14 protein-coding genes, 1 tRNA gene and 1 pseudogene are annotated in these 16,316 nt (G+C 64.4%); all 16 read left to right on the forward strand.

The genetic code is table 11. From position 1 onward, the window contains the following. The first annotated feature begins 101 nt into the window (after positions 1 to 101). The 16 genes and pseudogenes from mnmA (at position 102) to N2603_RS09875 (ending at position 16,316) form a co-directional block, all read left to right on the forward strand. Positions 102 to 1,283, forward strand: coding sequence for a tRNA 2-thiouridine(34) synthase MnmA (gene mnmA / locus N2603_RS09800; protein ID WP_260388558.1), 1,182 nt, complete (start codon positions 102 to 104; stop codon positions 1,281 to 1,283). A gap of 244 nt (positions 1,284 to 1,527) precedes the next feature. Further along, the gene (locus N2603_RS09805) at positions 1,528 to 2,166 is read left to right on the forward strand and encodes a class I SAM-dependent methyltransferase (protein WP_018641458.1); all 639 of its coding nucleotides are present in this window, start codon (positions 1,528 to 1,530) and stop codon (positions 2,164 to 2,166) included. 44 nt (positions 2,167 to 2,210) lie between these two features. Then, positions 2,211 to 2,566: pseudogene (locus N2603_RS09810) on the forward strand (hypothetical protein). Between the two features lie 265 nt (positions 2,567 to 2,831). Then, positions 2,832 to 2,908, forward strand: a tRNA-Met gene (locus tag N2603_RS09815). 440 nt (positions 2,909 to 3,348) lie between these two features. Continuing rightward, positions 3,349 to 4,632 (forward strand): 3-oxo-tetronate kinase, encoded by a 1,284-nt coding sequence (gene otnK / locus N2603_RS09820; protein WP_260388559.1) that lies wholly within the window; start codon positions 3,349 to 3,351, stop codon positions 4,630 to 4,632. 38 nt (positions 4,633 to 4,670) lie between these two features. After that, positions 4,671 to 5,276, forward strand: coding sequence for a class II aldolase/adducin family protein (locus N2603_RS09825; protein WP_260424172.1), 606 nt, complete (start codon positions 4,671 to 4,673; stop codon positions 5,274 to 5,276). Between the two features lie 15 nt (positions 5,277 to 5,291). After that, positions 5,292 to 6,080, forward strand: coding sequence for a shikimate dehydrogenase family protein (locus tag N2603_RS09830; RefSeq protein WP_260388560.1), 789 nt, complete (start codon positions 5,292 to 5,294; stop codon positions 6,078 to 6,080). Between the two features lie 99 nt (positions 6,081 to 6,179). Next, the gene (locus tag N2603_RS09835; RefSeq protein WP_260388561.1) at positions 6,180 to 7,313 is read left to right on the forward strand and encodes an ABC transporter ATP-binding protein; all 1,134 of its coding nucleotides are present in this window, start codon (positions 6,180 to 6,182) and stop codon (positions 7,311 to 7,313) included. Further along, on the forward strand, positions 7,310 to 8,188 hold the full coding sequence (locus N2603_RS09840; protein WP_260388562.1) for an ABC transporter permease: 879 nt from the start codon (positions 7,310 to 7,312) through the stop codon (positions 8,186 to 8,188). The genes N2603_RS09835 and N2603_RS09840 overlap by 4 nt, the downstream gene beginning before the upstream one ends. Next, on the forward strand, positions 8,185 to 8,991 hold the full coding sequence (locus N2603_RS09845) for an ABC transporter permease (protein ID WP_260388563.1): 807 nt from the start codon (positions 8,185 to 8,187) through the stop codon (positions 8,989 to 8,991). Before N2603_RS09840 ends, N2603_RS09845 begins: the two co-directional genes overlap by 4 nt. Positions 8,992 to 9,013: 22 nt before the next feature. Further along, the gene (locus N2603_RS09850; protein WP_260388564.1) at positions 9,014 to 10,081 is read left to right on the forward strand and encodes an extracellular solute-binding protein; all 1,068 of its coding nucleotides are present in this window, start codon (positions 9,014 to 9,016) and stop codon (positions 10,079 to 10,081) included. 43 nt (positions 10,082 to 10,124) lie between these two features. Beyond that, a complete protein-coding gene (locus N2603_RS09855; protein ID WP_260388565.1) occupies positions 10,125 to 10,481 on the forward strand; it encodes a N,N-dimethylformamidase alpha subunit family protein in 357 nt (118 codons plus the stop codon). Next, positions 10,471 to 12,732 carry a LamG domain-containing protein gene (locus tag N2603_RS09860; protein WP_260388566.1) on the forward strand — a complete coding sequence of 754 codons (2,262 nt, stop codon included), beginning with the start codon at positions 10,471 to 10,473 and terminating at the stop codon, positions 12,730 to 12,732. The genes N2603_RS09855 and N2603_RS09860 overlap by 11 nt, the downstream gene beginning before the upstream one ends. Positions 12,733 to 12,766: 34 nt before the next feature. Continuing rightward, positions 12,767 to 14,452, forward strand: coding sequence for a N,N-dimethylformamidase beta subunit family domain-containing protein (locus tag N2603_RS09865; RefSeq protein WP_260388567.1), 1,686 nt, complete (start codon positions 12,767 to 12,769; stop codon positions 14,450 to 14,452). Beyond that, positions 14,449 to 15,321 (forward strand): transketolase, encoded by an 873-nt coding sequence (locus N2603_RS09870; protein ID WP_260388568.1) that lies wholly within the window; start codon positions 14,449 to 14,451, stop codon positions 15,319 to 15,321. The genes N2603_RS09865 and N2603_RS09870 overlap by 4 nt, the downstream gene beginning before the upstream one ends. Further along, positions 15,318 to 16,316, forward strand: coding sequence for a transketolase family protein (locus tag N2603_RS09875; protein WP_260388569.1), 999 nt, complete (start codon positions 15,318 to 15,320; stop codon positions 16,314 to 16,316). The genes N2603_RS09870 and N2603_RS09875 overlap by 4 nt, the downstream gene beginning before the upstream one ends.

Genomic DNA, 16,316 nt, shown 5'->3' on the forward strand with positions numbered 1-16,316 from the left:
AAGTCGCGCCCCGCGGGAACCGAAGTTCCCCGGGACCGTTCATGTCCCGGCCAGAAGCAAATCGCGGATCGCCGAACGCCGCCGTCACAGCTTAAGAACCCATGCTCAACAGTCTGGATCTCGAAGGCCGTCCCGAGGACACCAGAGTCGTTGTCGCCATGTCGGGCGGCGTCGATTCCTCGACGACGGCTGCGCTGCTGAAGGCTGAAGGCTACGACGTCGTCGGCATCACGCTCCAGCTCTACGACCACGGCGCGGCCACCCACCGCAAGGGCGCCTGCTGCGCCGGCCAGGACATCCACGACGCCCGCGACGTCGCGGCCAAGCTCGGCATTCCCCATTACGTGCTCGACTACGAGGACCGCTTTCGCGAGTCCGTCATCGACAATTTCGCCGACTCTTACGCGCTAGGCGAAACGCCGGTGCCGTGCATCGAGTGCAACCGCAGCGTCAAATTCCGCGACCTCCTGAAGACCGCCCGCGAGTTAGGGGCGCAAGCGCTCGCCACCGGCCATTACGTCGCCTCGCGTCGGCGCGACGACGGCTCGCGCGCGCTGGTCTGCGCGGCAGACGCCGATCGCGACCAGAGCTATTTCCTATTCGCGACCACGCAGGAGCAGCTCGACTTCCTGCGCTTCCCGCTCGGCGACATGACCAAGCCCGAGACGCGCGAGCTCGCCCGCCGCTTCGGCCTCAGCGTTGCCGACAAGCACGACAGCCAGGACATCTGCTTCGTGCCGACGGGCCGCTACACCGACATCATCACCCGCCTGCGGCCGAACGCGATGGACCCCGGCGACATCGTCGATCTCGACGGCCGCGTGCTCGGCCAGCATCACGGCATCGCCAATTTCACCGTCGGCCAGCGCCGCGGCCTCGGCATCGCCTCCGGCTCGCCGCTGTTCGTGGTGCGGCTCGACGCCGCCAATCGCCGCGTCGTCGTCGGCCCGCGCGATGCGTTGAAGATGCACAGCATCAGCTTGCGCGACGTCAACTGGATCGGCGGCGGCGACATCGACCGCGCGATCGGCAACGGCTTAGAGATGTTCGTGCGCGTGCGCTCGACCCGCTCGCCGCAGCCGGCTTGGCTGCGCGGCGGCAATGGTCATTACGAGGTCGAGCTCGTCGCCGGCGAAGAGGGCGTCTCGCCCGGCCAGGCCTGCGTGTTCTACGACGCGCCCTCGGGCCAGGCCCGCGTGCTCGGCGGCGGTTTTATTCAGAGCGCCGCGGCGAAGGTCGCAGGCCACACGTCACGCCCGCTCGCGGAAGCCGTGCGCGGCTAATGATCATGAGATCGGACCGCACTCACGCGACACCGGAAGTGCGCCCCTCTCCCGCCTGCGGGAAAGGGTTGGGGAGAGGGCGCTTTCCGCACGCGATATCTCGCGAGAGGATAAAGCCCTCACCCGCCGCGCTCGCGCGCGCGCCGACCTCCCCCGCAAGCGGGGGAGGTGCACCAACGTCGGGGTTGGCATCGATCTCACCAATGTTCATTACATTCTAAGAATTCGCGTAAGGGCAGGGGGCATGGCAGCAGACATCTCGCGGGCCGGGGTCGAGAAGGCCTATGGCCGCTGGGCGCCGGTCTATGATCTCGTGTTCGGCAAGGTCTTCGACGCCGGACGGCAGTCGACCATTGCGGAAGCCGACCGCATCGGCGGCCGTATCCTCGACGTCGGCGTCGGCACGGGTCTTTCGCTCTCCGACTACGCGCGCACCACGAAGATCTGCGGCGTGGACATCTCCGAGCCGATGCTGCGCAAGGCGCAGGCGCGCGTGCGGAGCTTGCGCCTCTCCAATGTCGAAGTGCTCTCGGTGATGGACGCGAAGAACCTTGCCTTCCCCGCAAACCTCTTCGACGCGGTGGTGGCGCAATATGTCATCACCGCTGTGCCCGATCCCGAAGGAACGCTCGACGAGTTCGTCCGCGTGCTCAAGCCGGGCGGCGAGCTGATCCTCGTCAACCACATCGGCGCCGAGAAGGGTCTTCGCAAGCTCTCCGAGCTCGCCTTCGCCCCCATCGCCCGCCGCCTCGGCTGGCGCCCGGAATTCCCGTGGGCCCGGCTCGTCAACTGGGCCGCCAAACACGGCGGCGTCACGCTCACCGAGCGCCGCCCGATGCCGCCGATGGGGCATTTCTCGCTGATCCGCTACCGCAAATCGTGATCGCGCCGCGGGAACACGCGCCAAGGCCGGCGCGTTTTCCTCCCATGCGCACGACATCAAACATCATATTGGCGGGCCTCCTGATCGCTGCCTCAGGCAGCGCGATCGCGCAGGCCCCGCCGCTACCTGCGACGCCGCCGCAACAGACCGCGCCGCCGTCCCCGCAGCATGCGGCCAACTGCACCCCGCAGGACCGCCCGAACCGTCAGGCCGACGGCACCACCACCGGCCAGTCCCGGGAACCGCTCGGCGACAAGCTGGCCAAATCCGACGGCGTGCTCTGCCCGCCCGCCGGCGTTGACCCCGACATGCACGCCCCGGCCCCCGACACCGGCGGCAACACCCCGGTGATCCCACCCCCGGCAGCCCCGGCGGCGACCCGAATGTAAGGCCGAAATAGGCTGGTTTCCTCCTTCATCTCTCCCTGCCTGCGGGGAGAGGCCGGAGCGCATCGCAGATCCGATCCGGGTGAGGGGACTCTCCGCGAGTCTGGTGCCGGAAATTCCACGAATCTGGCGAAAAACCGTCGTTTCCCGCCGGCTTGTCCCGCCGAAGCCTCGGCGAAGGCGGAAGCTTTTAGCAAACGCGGATTGACTTCCCGCCGCCCCCTTCTTTATATGCCGCGCGTTCGCGAGATCGGCCTTATTCGCCGCCGCGATCCCTGTGGCGGGGTAGCTCAGCTGGTTAGAGCACGGGAATCATAATCCTGGGGTCGGGGGTTCGAGTCCCTCTCCCGCTACCATCACTCCCCCCGAGCTCACCCTTTGATATGTCGGCGGAAGTCGGCTGATCGAGATTACGAATTCGGATAGCTCGCCTCGGAGGGAATGAAGGATCGACCTCCGCTACCATAGCTACGATTTCCCACGACAATCTGCGATTCCCTGCGATTTTGTACTGCTGATGGCGGTGGCCGACCCGGCTACCAAGCCGCCGCGAGCTCAGCTTGCTTCGAGCCGAGCCAGTCTCGTTGGCTCCGCGCCGCGGGCGTAGATCCTGCACCCGAACGACGTTTTGGCCGCATCAATGGGCGGGTTCATTTTCCACGTCATGTTGCGCAGTGGCTGGACCATGCACCGGCGACCGAAGCCGAGGCGCTCCTCGGCAGAAGCCCTGTTGCAATATTTGATATATCATGTATCAAAATGCGGGACGTAGGTGAAATCTCCTGCATTGGGCATCATGAAACCAGTTCTTGGGGTGGTGGCGGACGATCTGACCGGCGGCATGGAGACCGCCGCCATGCTCATCGCGGCCGGTATCGACTGCGCGTTCGTCTCTGACCCTGATCTTGTCGCAACCCTTGGCGACGTCCCAGCCATCGTGGTTGCGCAGAAGACGCGCGTCATCCCGGCTGGCGAGGCCGTTGCCAGGAACGAGAAGGCAGCGCGGGCTCTGCTCGCGCGCGGCACACGTCAGATATTCTTCAAATATTGCGCGACTTTCGATTCCACCGACCGCGGCAATATCGGCCCCGTCGCGGATATGCTGATGCGGCTCACCGGCGCGGACCACACTGCGTTTTGCCCCGCCTCTCCCTCGCTTCGCCGCACCGTCTACAACGGCCATCTCTTTCTCGGGACCGAGTTGATCTCGGACTCGCCGAAGCGGAACGATCCGCTGACGCCGATGACCGATCCCGACCTCGTTCGCGTGTTGCAGAGACAGACGCCGACCAGGGTCGGCCTTCTCGCTCATCCTTTGGTCAGTGCGGGCCCTGCGGATCTGGAGCGGGCGATCGCATCCGCGACCGGTCAGGGTGTTCGCTACTTCATTACGGATGCGATCTACGATCGCGATCTCGATGTGCTCGCCGCATTGACGTCCGACTGGAAGCTGATGACGGGCAACGCAACGATCGTTCAGCATTACCCGGCGATCTGGAGGGCGCAGGGACTCGTCGCGCCGACCGGCAATCAGGCGCGCTTGCCTGCTGTGAATGGGAGCGGAGTGGTTCTCGCCGGCAGTTGCGCGGAACGCACGCTCGAGCAACTTGCCGAATTCGAAAAATTCCGTCCGGTGTTCCGGATGAATCTCCTGGCTGCCGATGATGTCGAGTCGGCGGTCGGATCGGCGCTCGACTGGGCGCGACCGCGGCTGAAGGACGGGCCTGTCGCCATCTCGACCTCGGAATCGCCCGAGATCGTCAAATTGGTTCAGGAACGATATGGGCGCGAAGGCGCTGCGCAACTTGCCGAGACCATCCTCGGCCGTCTCGCTGTTTCGCTTCGTGCCGCCGGAGTTCGCCGCTTCGTCGTTGCAGGTGGCGAGACCTCGGGGTCGATCGTTGATCACCTCGGCATTCGTAGCTTGCGGGTTGGTCCGTATGGCGGTCCGGGTATCGGTACGGCCACCACCGATGAGGCGGATCCGATTGCCCTTTGCCTCAAGTCCGGCAAGCTCGGCCCGGTCGACCTGTTCATGACGACGCTGGAGTCCATGCTGCATCCGGAGAAGATAAATTGAACGAGCTTGAGCTGAGACAATCCCTGCTGGATTTCGTGATGAAGCTCGAAGTCAGGGGCTTCAACCATGGCAGCAGCGGCAATGTGAGCTGCCGCATCGGCGAAGACATTCTCATCACGCCAACGGGCGGCAACAGCGGCAATACGACGCCCGATCGGCTCGTGCGGCTGAGACGTGATGGCACCGTACGCGATGGCGGCTTGCCGTCGAGCGAATGGCACATGCATCTGGCTATCATGAACGCCTATCCGCACGTGAATGTGATCGTGCACACGCATGCCGATTGCTGTGTCGCGCTGTCCTGCCTCGCAAAGCCGATACCCGCCTTCCACTATATGGTCGCCAGTTTCGGTGGAAACGATGTGCCGTGCGCTCCGTATGCGACGTTTGGAACGCGAGCTCTCGCAGATGGCGCGGTTGCCGCGCTCAGCGAGCGCAAGGCTTGTCTGTTGGCCAATCACGGCATGATCGCGACGGGGACAAGCCTGCAAGGGGCGTTCGATCTCACCGTGAAACTCGAGACTCTCGCCAGGCAATATCTGCTGGCCTGTCAGGCCGGTAAGCCTGCAATCCTTCCCGACGATGAGATGGTTCGCGTTATCGAGCGTTATACCAGCTACGGCCGGGCACCTTTGCCGGCCTGATCGAGGAGCGTTGTTGTGGAGATCACCGGCAAGACCAAGATCATGTTCGTGTTGGCGGACCCGATCGACCATGTTCGCGCAAGCGCCGTCTTGAATGCCTATTTTCAGTCGATCGGCGATGACGTGGCGGCGTCGCCGCTCCATGTGTTGCCGGCCGATCTGGGAGCCGTTCTCGCGAGCATCAGGCGCATGCGCAATGTGGTCGGCTTTAGTGTCACGATCCCGCACAAGACATGTGTGATCGAGCATCTGGATGAGACGACACCCGCGGCGGCGCTCATCGGCGCCGTCAATTTCGTCAAGCGAACGGCGGACGGACGCCTCATCGGTGATAATCTCGACGCGCGGGGTTTTGTGACCAGCCTCGCACAGCATCAGATTGCCGTGCGCGGCCGGAAAGTGCTGCAGGTCGGAGCAGGCGGTGCCGGGCGTGCAACCGCCTTCGGTCTGGCTGAGGCCGGCGTGCGCGAACTGACCATCATGAACCGGGATGGAGCGAAGGCGCAGGCGCTCGCCGAGGCGGTGTCGCAGCGTTACCCGGAGACGAAGGTCAGCGCCGGGCGCGCGGAGGCGCGCGCCTTCGATCTCGTCGTCAACACGACGTCGCTCGGCATGAAGGCGGATGATCCGCTGCCGCTGGATATCGATGGGGTGGGGCCGGACACCGCCGTCAGCGACATTATCGTCACCCCCGAGGTGACCCGGCTTCTGGCGCGGGCCGCCGCTCAGGGCGCGAGAACCGTCGGCGGAAAGCCGATGCTCGACGCGCAAATGGCCCTTGTCGCGCGCTTTATTGCACGTTAGCCTGATATATCAAATATTATATCGAGAATTGGTCGCGGACCGAAGTCCCCGGCATAAACCATGGGGGCATTGTCCTCTTGGGGCGTACCGGACGGAAAGATGGGAAACGAGATCTTCGTGAAGCCTGCATCGACCACATCAGCAGCAGCGGGAGCGTCCATCCGCATCAGCCGCCTGGAGAAGCGCTTCGGCCCGGTTTTCGCCGTCGACGGCGTGAATCTCGATATCGCCGCCGGCGAGTTCATCGCTTTGCTCGGACCATCCGGCTCCGGCAAGACCACCATCCTGATGAGCGTTGCCGGCTTCGAGTTTCCGACCAGCGGGACCATCCAGGTGGATTCCGAAGACCTCACCTACGTGCCCTCGAACAGGCGCAACCTGGGAATGGTCTTCCAGAACTACACGCTGTTCCCGCATATGACGATTCTCGACAACGTCGCCTTTCCCCTGAAGATGCGTGGGCTGCCGAAAGCCGAGCGTCATGCGCGCGCCGAGGCCGCGCTCGCGACGGTGCGTCTGGGCGGTTACGGAAGCCGCCGTCCCAACGAGCTCTCAGGTGGCCAGCAGCAGCGTGTGGCTCTGGCGCGCGCGATTGTCTATCAGCCGCGCGTTCTGCTGATGGACGAGCCGCTCAGCGCACTCGACAAGAATCTGCGTGAGGACATGCAGCTCGAGATCAAGCGTCTGCATGCCGAGCTCGGCATTACCGTCATCTTCGTCACTCACGACCAGAGTGAGGCCCTGACCATGGCGGATCGGATCGCCGTGCTGAAGGACGGCAAGATCCAGCAGATCGGGCCGGCACGCGAGCTCTACGAAAGACCCGCCAATCTCTTCACCGCCGGATTCGTCGGCGAGATGAATTTCGTCGACGTCACCGTCGAAAGCGTCGGCGACGTCGTCTCGGTGAGGCTGCCATGGGGGGAGACGTGGCAACTGCCGGCGACCGCGGCGGTCGATGCGGCGACAGTCGGGGAAGCGGCGGTGATGGCCGTGAGGCCCGAGCGGCTACGGCTCGGCACCGGTGCCGCGGGTCAGGTCGTCAAGGTCACGCTGAGCGACATCGTCTATGCGGGGGCAGCCATGCTCTTGATCGGCCGCCTGCCGGATGGCACCGAGCTCCGCGCGCGGATCCCCGGTGCCTCGCAGCTCGACGCTCTGGCTCCCGGCGACGTTGCCACTTTTACCGTTCCCGGAGAGGCGATCCTGCTTTACCGAGGAACTCGGCGATGACGAAGGCGGTGCGATCGCAGTTCTGGCATTCCGATGGCCGCAGGCTGAGCGGCCTGTCGACACTGCTGTTGCTGCTGCCGTTCTTCGCCGTCATCGCCTTCGTCTTCATCTATCCGATCGCGCAGCTCCTCGTGATCAGCTTCATAGAGCCGCATCCGACCCTGGACAACTATGCCCGCGTCATCGACAACCCGGTTCACGCGCGCGTCCTGATGCGCACGCTCTGGACCGCCGCGCTGGTGACAGCCCTGTCCGTGGTTCTCGGCTTTCCGGTGGCCTACTATATGAGCCGGGCGAGGGGCGCGCTCGCCGCCTTTGTAGCGGTCTGCGTGATCCTGCCGCTCTGGTCCAGCGTATTGGTGCGCACCGCTGCCTGGTCTTTCCTGTTCCAGCGCAACGGACTGATCAACTCGGCGCTGATGGCCCTCGGCCTGACCTCGGAGCCGTTCAAGCTGCTCTATACCCAGAGTGCGGTGGTCATCGCCATGACCCACGTGTTGCTGCCGTTCATGATCCTGCCGATCTACGGCGCCTTGCGCAGCATTCCGAACGATTATGCGCGGGCGGCTGCCGTGCTCGGCGCGTCGCGCCTGCGCACCTTTCTCGAAGTCATCCTTCCATTGAGCCTGCCAGGCGTCGTTTCCGGCTCGCTGCTGGTGTTTCTCACTGCGCTCGGATTTTTCATCACGCCCGCACTTCTCGGCTCGCCGCAGGAGATGATGATCTCGACCCTCGTGTCAAAGCAGATCCGCGAGGTCCTGGACTGGCCCTTCGCCGCCGCACTGGTGGGGGTGCTGACGGCCTTCGTGACATTGCTGGCGATCGTGTTCAGCAAGACGTTGCGTTTCGACCGGCTGATGGGGGGCGCCTCGTGAAACCGCCGACCGATCGAGGGTCCCTCGTACTGGGCGCCTATGTCTATGCAGTCCTGGCGTTCATCATCGTGCCGCTGGTCATCGTCATTCCAATGTCGTTCAGCCAGAACGACTACCTGGCTTTCCCGCCGACGGGTTTCACCCTGAAATGGTACGCCGAGTATTTCGACAGCAGGCAGTGGCGCGCGGCCACCTGGCTCAGCGTGCAGGTGGCGTTTCTGACTGCAATCTGCGCTTCACTGATCGGAACCGCGGCCACCTACGCCATGGTCCGAGGTCGCAGTCGGCTCGTGACCATGTTCCAGATACTCTTGATCGGGCCGATCATCGTGCCGCACATCGCGCTCGCCGTCGGTCTCTATCTGTTTTTCCAGACGATCGGTCTCTCCGGAACCGTTCCCGGCTTCGTGCTCGCGCATACGGTCCTGACGCTGCCGTTCGTCGTGTTCACGATGGCGGCGGCTCTGGGCAAGGTCGACGCCAATCTCGAAGCGGCGGCAATGAGCTGTGGTGCGACGCGGTTTCAGGCCTTTCGCTTCGTGACGCTGCCGCTGGTCCTGCCGAGTCTCGCGAGCGGTGCACTGTTTGCCTTCATCATCTCCTTCGACGAACCCGTCGTGTCGTTCTTCCTGTCCGGCATACGCCAGAAGACGCTGCCGCGCCGGATGTTCGAGGACATCGAGCAGAACCTGACGCCGGTCATTCCCGCGATCGCGACGCTGCTGATCGTCCTGTCCATCGCGATCTTGCTCGGGGGCCATGCCCTCAGGTCGCGAAGCAAGACCCAGTCAAGCGCCGGGTGAAAGCCCCAAGAGGAGAACGTCGATGTCGAAGAAGACCTGGAAGCGAACCTCAGCACTTCTTGCTCTGATCTCCACCCTTTCCGTAACATTGCCGGCTGCCGCTCAAAAGCTCGAAGACCAGCTCGTGATTGCCACGACGGGTGGCCTGATGGGCAACACGCTGGCGAAGTACTTCTACGAGCCCTTCAACAAGGCGAAGAACGTCGAGGTCGTCCCGGTCGCGATCGAGGTCCCCGACCAGTGGGCGCGTGCCAAGGCGATGCAGCGAACCGGCAAGATCGAGTTTGATATCGTCACGGCCACCGGTCCCGACCTGGTCGGGCGCACCGACATGCTCGAGAAGATCGATTGTGCGAAGCTGCCGAGCGTCCAGAAGTTCGGTGTCTCCGATGCTTGCCAACCCTATGGCGTCGCCCGCACCACCGGCGGCATGCTGATCACCTACAATACGGATGCGTTCAAGGACAAGGCGCCGAAGACGTGGGCCGACTTCTGGGACGTCAAGCAATTCCCGGGGCCGCGCGGCCTGCCCGACACCGGCGACAGCGATTGGTGGGTTCCCGCCGCCGCGCTGCTCGCTGACGGCGTCAAGCCGGAGCAGCTCTTCCCGCTCGATCTCGATCGCGCCTACAAGAAATTGAACGAGATTCGTCCGAATGTCTCGGTCTGGTGGAAGACGGGCGATCAGGTGCAGCAGATCATGCGCAGCCGTGAAGTGGTCATGGCCATGAGCTATTCGGGTCGTGCGCTCGCCGTCGTGAAGGAAGGGGCGCCGGTCGCCATGTCCTGGGATCAGGCCATTCGCGATACCGGCTACATGGCCGTTCTCAAGGGCGCACCTGATCTCAACGCCGCCATGGCCTATCTCGATTATTTCTACGCGAACTCCGACGCCCACGTGCCGTTCATGCGCGCGGTCAACTATGCAACCGCAAGCAAATCGGCCATCGAATTGATGAAGCCGGAAGAGCGCAATCTCTACGCTACCTCGGCGGAGAACTACGCCAAGCTGGTCAAGCCCGACTTCGCCTGGATCGGCGAGCGCCGCAACGAACTGCGCGAGCGCTGGATGGCCTGGCTGACCCGATAGTCGGCACAGCGAGCCCATCGGCCTTGCGGCCAGCACGACGAGGATGACCATGGATCACACCAGTGACCCCAATGCACTGCGCTACGTCATCGATCCGGACAGGCTCGATCTCGTGGAGGAGTTCCGCGCGAGCCCGCTCGGTGTGCACAGTCCGGAGCTGCGCAAGTTGCTGGCACGGATGCGGTGGGGCCGGCCGGAGGGGCGGCTCGTCCTCATCGTGCTCGAGCCCGGCAAGGCGTGGCGGTTGTCGCGTATTCCCGCGCGGCGGGGCGACCCGATGCCCTTTGTCGACGATCGGATCTTTACGTCGCTCGCCGAAGCCGAGTGGCACGTCTTCAAGCTCCGCTGGAAGGAAATGACCGGCGTGACGCTGCCTGCGGAGGTTTCGGGTGATCTATAAGACGAATGAATATCTCGGCTATCCGGACCGCATCAGCGTTCCGGCCGGCGAGAGCGTCTCCTTTCAGCTGAGCAGCAAGCGGTCCAAGGTGAAGATCGAGGTGCTGCGGCTGCGCTGTGGCGATGTCGATGCCAATGGTCCGGGCTTCAAGCGCGAGGTGATGGCGAGCAATATCGACGGCGAGCATGCCTGTCGCGATCAGCCGATCCGTCCGGGGTCCAACGCGATCATCGAGCATGACGGGGTACTGGTTCCTGCCGGCCATCACTGGTGCTTCGGAGCCTACGTTCATCCGACGCGCATCGCCGACAACGCCAAGGCCGTCATGGGCAATTGGTGCGAGGCCTCAGCGCGCGGTTATGCGCTCGAGCTCGACGAGCAGGGACGTCCGGTTCTGGTGCTTGGCCAGTCGATCGGTGTGCCGGCCCGCTTCACTCTCGACGTGAAGCTGCGTCAGCGCGTCTGGGCGTTCGTATCGTGCGCGCTCGACCTCGCGCAGCGATCGGCGACATTGTCGGTCGTCGTTCCTGCGGACGGCGTTCGGCCGGTCGTCGCGCGTTCGAAATCGTTCGTTCTGCCGCAAGCGCTTGCGCTCGACTCCGGACTGCCGTTCCTGATCGCAGCCCATCATCGGAACGACGAGCGGCAATACACGTCTCATTTCGACGGCAAGATCGAGGCGCCGCGGATTTTCGCCCGTCCGCTGGACGCGGAGGCGCTGCGCACATTCGACTGCCAGCCGCGGACCGGCGCGACGCATGCTGGTCTCGTCGCCTTCTGGGACTTCTCGGAGGGAATCTCGAGCCTGTCCGTCAAGGACCTCTCGCCGAACTGCCTGCATGGCAGCCTCCGCCAGTTACCTCGCAGGGGCGTCACCGGCTTTCACTGGTCGGGCAGCGTCCATGACTGGCGACTCTCGCCGCGCGAATATGCCGCGATCCACTTCCACAGCGACGACATCTACGATTGCGGGTGGCAGACGACATGCACCCTCGATGTGCCGGCCGGGTGGCGCTCTGGCGTCTATGCACTTCGCCTGACGCCGGCTGGCGACGCTCCAGAGGCGGACTGCGAAAGCTACGTGACCTTCTTCGTGACGCCCGGCAGGACGTCCAGGCGTGCCGATCTCGTGATCGTCGCGTCGGTCGCGACCTATCTGGCATACGCCAACAGCGCGCTGCGTCTCTATCAGGTCCATTTCGAAACCCTGATGGAGCATGTTCTGTGGTTGCCGCAGGACGACGTCTTCATGCAGGAGAACCCGGAGATCGGTCAGTCGACCTACGACTGTCATGTCGACGGCTCGGGGCGCGCCTATAGCTCCTGGCTGCGGCCTATCCTCAATATGCGGCCGCGCGGCTACTGGTTCAATCTGATCAACGACACCCACATCCTCGACTGGCTCGAGGAGAAGGGGATCGACTACGATCTGATCACGGATGTCGAACTCGACCGCGAAGGCGCGCGGGCCCTTGCACCCTATCGGGTGATGATGACGCCGACCCATCCGGAATATTTCAGCTTCAACATGATGAACGCGATCATGGCGTACCAGAACGCCGGGGGGCGGCACATCTCGATGGGCGGCAACGCATTCTATTGGCGCTGCGGCTTTCATCCGGCCGCGCCTGCGGCGCTGGAGGTTCGACGCGGCATGGCCGGGACGCGGACCTGGGAGTCTGAGCCGGGTGAAGTTCACCTTGCTGGCACCGGCGAGCCGGGCTCGCTGTGGCGACACTCGGGCCTTGCGCCGCAGAAGCTCGTCGGCGTCGGCTTCTCGGCGATGATCAACGACACATGCGGCTACTATCTGCGCACGGTCGAGAGCGAGGACGCGCGCGCCGCCTTCATCTTCGAGGGCGTCGACCGCGACGATAAGCTCGGCGATTTCGGCTTTCGCTACAATGGTGCGGTCGGCAGCGAGATCGACCGCTACGATCTCGAACTGGGAACGCCGCCGCACGCGTTGCGGATCGCGACCTCCGAGGGCCTCGGCGCAGGCGCGTTGCCGACGCCGGAAGAGTTTCGCACCGTGGTCGACGGACTGGACGGTACCCAGAACGCCCTGGTCCGTGCCGACATGGTATTCTTCGAGACCGCCAATGGCGGGGCGGTATTCGCGACCGGTTCGATCACGTTCGGCATGTCGCTGGGCCACAACAACTACGACAACAATATCAGCGCAATCACCCTGAACGTCGTGAACCGGTTCCGTGATCCGGCGCCGTTCGTCATCCCCGCCCAGGACTAGCGCGCGGACACGGCCTCGAGCAGAGGGGAATCCCATGACTGACAAACGCCATTTCCAGGCTCCGGAATTGGGAGCAGTCAACGTCGCGCCTCGCAAGGTGCGCCCGATGCATGCGGACGAGCATTGGGCCAGCCAGCCCTGGTACGAAGCGCCGCGCGAAGACCCTGACGTGCCGGAGGTCTACACCTATACCGATGCGATGTCGTACGACCCGGGAGAGGAGGTTGCATTCCACTCCAGCGCGACGGCGAAGACCTGGCGGCTGCAGATCTATCGCGATGGCCTCGCCCCCGAGATGGTGCACGAGGTCGAAGCATTGGATGGTGCGTTCGCGCCCACGCCGCCGGACGCCTACCGCAATGGCTGCAACTGGCCGGTCTCGCACCGGTGGAAGCTGCCGTCCGATCTGCGCTCCGGATTTTATCGCGTGATCTCGTCCTGCGAGCGGGCGAATGGCGGCCGCTTCGTCCAGCATCACTTCTTCGTCGTGCGCCCGACGGAAGCCACGAGGCGCGCGAAGATCCTGATGATCCTGCCGACCGGCACCTGGACGGCCTACAACGATTTCGGCGGCGCCAATCACTATTTCGGTGTCGAAGGTCCGAACCGCGACGAGCCGTCGCCGGTGTTGTCACTCGAGCGGCCGTGGACCCGTGGCATGGTCTGGCTGCCTGCCGGCGCGCCGCGTATCTGCGCCGATCCTGCGCCCGAGATGGGAGATGCGCCGCGCTATCCGATGAAGGAGTGGGCTTTCGCCAACGGGTTTGGCCAGTACTACGCGGCCTCGGGCTGGGCCCAGTACGACCGCCATTTCGTGCTGTGGGCGGAGAAGGAAGGCTATGCCCTCGATGTGATCACCCAGACCGATCTCCACTACCGGCCCGAACTGCTCGATGCCTACCCTTGCGTGACCATCATCGGTCATGACGAGTACTGGACATGGCAGATGCGCGAGGCGATCGAGCGCTATGTCGAGGGCGGCGGGCGGCTCGCGCGTTTCGGTGCCAACTTCCTGTGGCAGATCCGGCTCGAAGACAACGGCAAGCAGCAGATCTGTCACAAGTTCAAGGCGATCCACAAGGACCCGATCGTCGGCACCGGCCAGGCGCATCTCATGACGTCGGCCTGGGAAGACCGCAACGTGCGTTGGCCCGGCGCCTCGACGGTGGGCGTGAACGGAGCCCACGGCCTCTATGCGTCCTGGGGAGGCTTTGCGCCGAACGGCCAGAGGGGTTTTACGGTCTACCGCCCCGAGCATTGGGCCTTCGCCGGCACCGGGCTGCATTATGCGGACATCTTCGGCGACAAGCAGCACATCTTTGCCTATGAGGTCGACGGGCTGGACTACACCTTCCGCAACGGGCTTCCGTTTCCTGTTCCCGCCGCCGGGCAACCCGAGACCATCCAGATCCTGGCCATGGCACCCGCCGTCCTCGCCGAGGACGAGCCGGAAGGCGAAGGCTTTCGCTACTATGTGCGCAGCAGCGATCACGAAGGCCTGGTGGAATGCATCACCGGTGAGGTCACGCCGGAGGGATTGGCTCGCTACAAGTACGGCTCGGGCATGATGGTGCACATGACCCGCGGCAAGGGCGAGGTTCTGACCGCAGCGACCTGCGAATGGGTGATGGGGCTGAAGCGAGGCGACCCGTTCACGCAGAAGATCACCCGCAACATTCTCGACCGGTTCACGTCGTCGACGCACGAGGAGAAGGCATGATCGGGCAGGCCACGCGCGAACGACAGCCCGCCCCACGCACGACCGACATCAACGAGCTTGAACGCATCGCAAGGCGTCTGAGGCGCGATGTCATCGAGCTGGTCGCGCCGACAGGCCAGGGCTACGTGCAGCAGGGGTTGGGGGCGGCCGACCTGTTCGCGGTCCTGTATTTCGCGGAGCTGCGCCTCGATCCGTCGGACCCGGACTGGGTCGATCGCGACCGCTTCCTGTTGTCGACCGCGCACAACACGGCCGTTTTCTATGCGACGCTGGCGGCGCGCGGCCTCGTCGACCGCGACGAGGTCGGGTCCTATTGCGGCGACGGATCGCCGTTCGAAATCAACGCGTCGGAGCGGGTGGGGACGGTGATCGAGGCCACGCTCGGGTCGCTGGGGCAGGGCCTGTCCGTCGGGATCGGCATGGCGCTGGCGGCGCGCCGCCGGCAATCTGCGGCACGCACCTATGTGCTGTTGGGAGACGGCGAGCTGCAGGAGGGGCAGCTCTGGGAAGCGGCTCTCTTTGCAGGAAGTGCTCGTCTCTCCAATCTTTGCCTGATCGTCGACGACAACCAGATGCAGGTCGAAGGGCATATCGAGAGGGTCGTGAGCGTGGCCCCAATCGACCAGAAATTTGCCGCCTTCGGCTGGGCGGTCGAGACGGTCGATGGCCACGACATCCCTGCGCTGCTTGGCAGTCTCGAGCGCGCGCGCGGACGAGATCTGCCGACCTGTCTGGTGGCGCGCACGCTTGCCGGCAAAGGCGTGCGGTCGCTCGAAGGGGTGCTGGCGCACAATCTGAAATTACCGCCGTCGGTGGCCGCGGAGGCGCTGGCCGAGCTGTCGGACTTGCGCGCGGAGAACGTGACATGACGGCCGCATCCGATCGCGAGTCCCTGGAGGTGCTCGATTTCACCGAGCGCAACACGAGCGTCGCACCTGCGGTCAAGCACTACGGTGAAGCCCTGGTCGAGGCCGCACGGCGTGATCCGCGCATCGTCTGCCTGACGGCCGATCTGACGCTCCCGACCGAGACCGACGTATTCAGGGATATGCTGCCGGACCGGTTTCACCAGGTCGGCATCGCCGAAGCCAACATGATAGGCATCGCCGGCGGACTTGCCCGGTCCGGCGAAATCCCCTTCGTCCATAGCTTCTGCGTGTTCGCGACCCGGCGTTGTTACGATCAGATTGCCATGCAGGTCGCCTATCCGCGCGCGAACGTGAAGATCGTCGGGGTCATTCCGGGGCTGACGACCCTGCTCGGCGTGTCGCACCAGGCAATCGACGATCTCGCATTGATGCGCGCCCTGCCCAACATGACGGTGATCGAGCCAGCAGGTCCTTCCGACGTGCGCGCGGCCGTTGCAGCCGTTGCCGCCCATGAGGGACCGGTTTATCTGCGGCTGAAGCGCGCGGACGGCATGGGACAGCGCGTCAAGGCGACGCCCGACTTCCAGATCGGCAGGATGCGGGTGCTGCGCCAAGGCGTGGATGGCTTGCTGGTCGCCTGCGGAATGATGGTTGAAATCGCGCTATGCGCGGCCGAGACGCTTGCTCGCGAGGGGCTGTGGGTGACCGTGGTCGACATGCCGACCGTGAAGCCGCTCGATCCGGACCTTGCGGAACTGGCGCGCGGCATGCCGCTGGTCGTGACGGCCGAGAACCACTCCATCATCGGCGGACTGGGAAGCGCTGTCGCCGAACTGCTGCTGGAAGCCGACGTCGATGTCGGATTCCGCCGCGTCGGCATCGGCGACGTCTTCGCCGAGGGCGGCTCGACCGCCTATCTTTTCGAGAAGTACGGCTTGTCGGAACGCGCGATCGTCGACGCCGTGAAGGCGGCGCGCGAAAGGAAGCGCAACTGA

Source organism: Bradyrhizobium huanghuaihaiense, from assembly GCF_025200885.1.
GTDB lineage: Bacteria > Pseudomonadota > Alphaproteobacteria > Rhizobiales > Xanthobacteraceae > Bradyrhizobium > Bradyrhizobium huanghuaihaiense.

What these genes read in the sequence shown, in the direction of transcription:
- mnmA (WP_260388558.1), top strand. Translation starts at nt 102, where the DNA reads ATGCTCAACAGTCTGGATCTCGAAGGCCGTCCCGAGGACACCAGAGTC.
- N2603_RS09805 (WP_018641458.1), top strand. Translation starts at nt 1,528, where the DNA reads ATGGCAGCAGACATCTCGCGGGCCGGGGTCGAGAAGGCCTATGGCCGC.
- otnK (WP_260388559.1), top strand. Translation starts at nt 3,349, where the DNA reads ATGAAACCAGTTCTTGGGGTGGTGGCGGACGATCTGACCGGCGGCATG.
- N2603_RS09825 (WP_260424172.1), top strand. Translation starts at nt 4,671, where the DNA reads ATGAAGCTCGAAGTCAGGGGCTTCAACCATGGCAGCAGCGGCAATGTG.
- N2603_RS09835 (WP_260388561.1), top strand. Translation starts at nt 6,180, where the DNA reads ATGGGAAACGAGATCTTCGTGAAGCCTGCATCGACCACATCAGCAGCA.
- N2603_RS09840 (WP_260388562.1), top strand. Translation starts at nt 7,310, where the DNA reads ATGACGAAGGCGGTGCGATCGCAGTTCTGGCATTCCGATGGCCGCAGG.
- N2603_RS09850 (WP_260388564.1), top strand. Translation starts at nt 9,014, where the DNA reads ATGTCGAAGAAGACCTGGAAGCGAACCTCAGCACTTCTTGCTCTGATC.
- N2603_RS09855 (WP_260388565.1), top strand. Translation starts at nt 10,125, where the DNA reads ATGACCATGGATCACACCAGTGACCCCAATGCACTGCGCTACGTCATC.
- N2603_RS09865 (WP_260388567.1), top strand. Translation starts at nt 12,767, where the DNA reads ATGACTGACAAACGCCATTTCCAGGCTCCGGAATTGGGAGCAGTCAAC.
- N2603_RS09870 (WP_260388568.1), top strand. Translation starts at nt 14,449, where the DNA reads ATGATCGGGCAGGCCACGCGCGAACGACAGCCCGCCCCACGCACGACC.
- N2603_RS09875 (WP_260388569.1), top strand. Translation starts at nt 15,318, where the DNA reads ATGACGGCCGCATCCGATCGCGAGTCCCTGGAGGTGCTCGATTTCACC.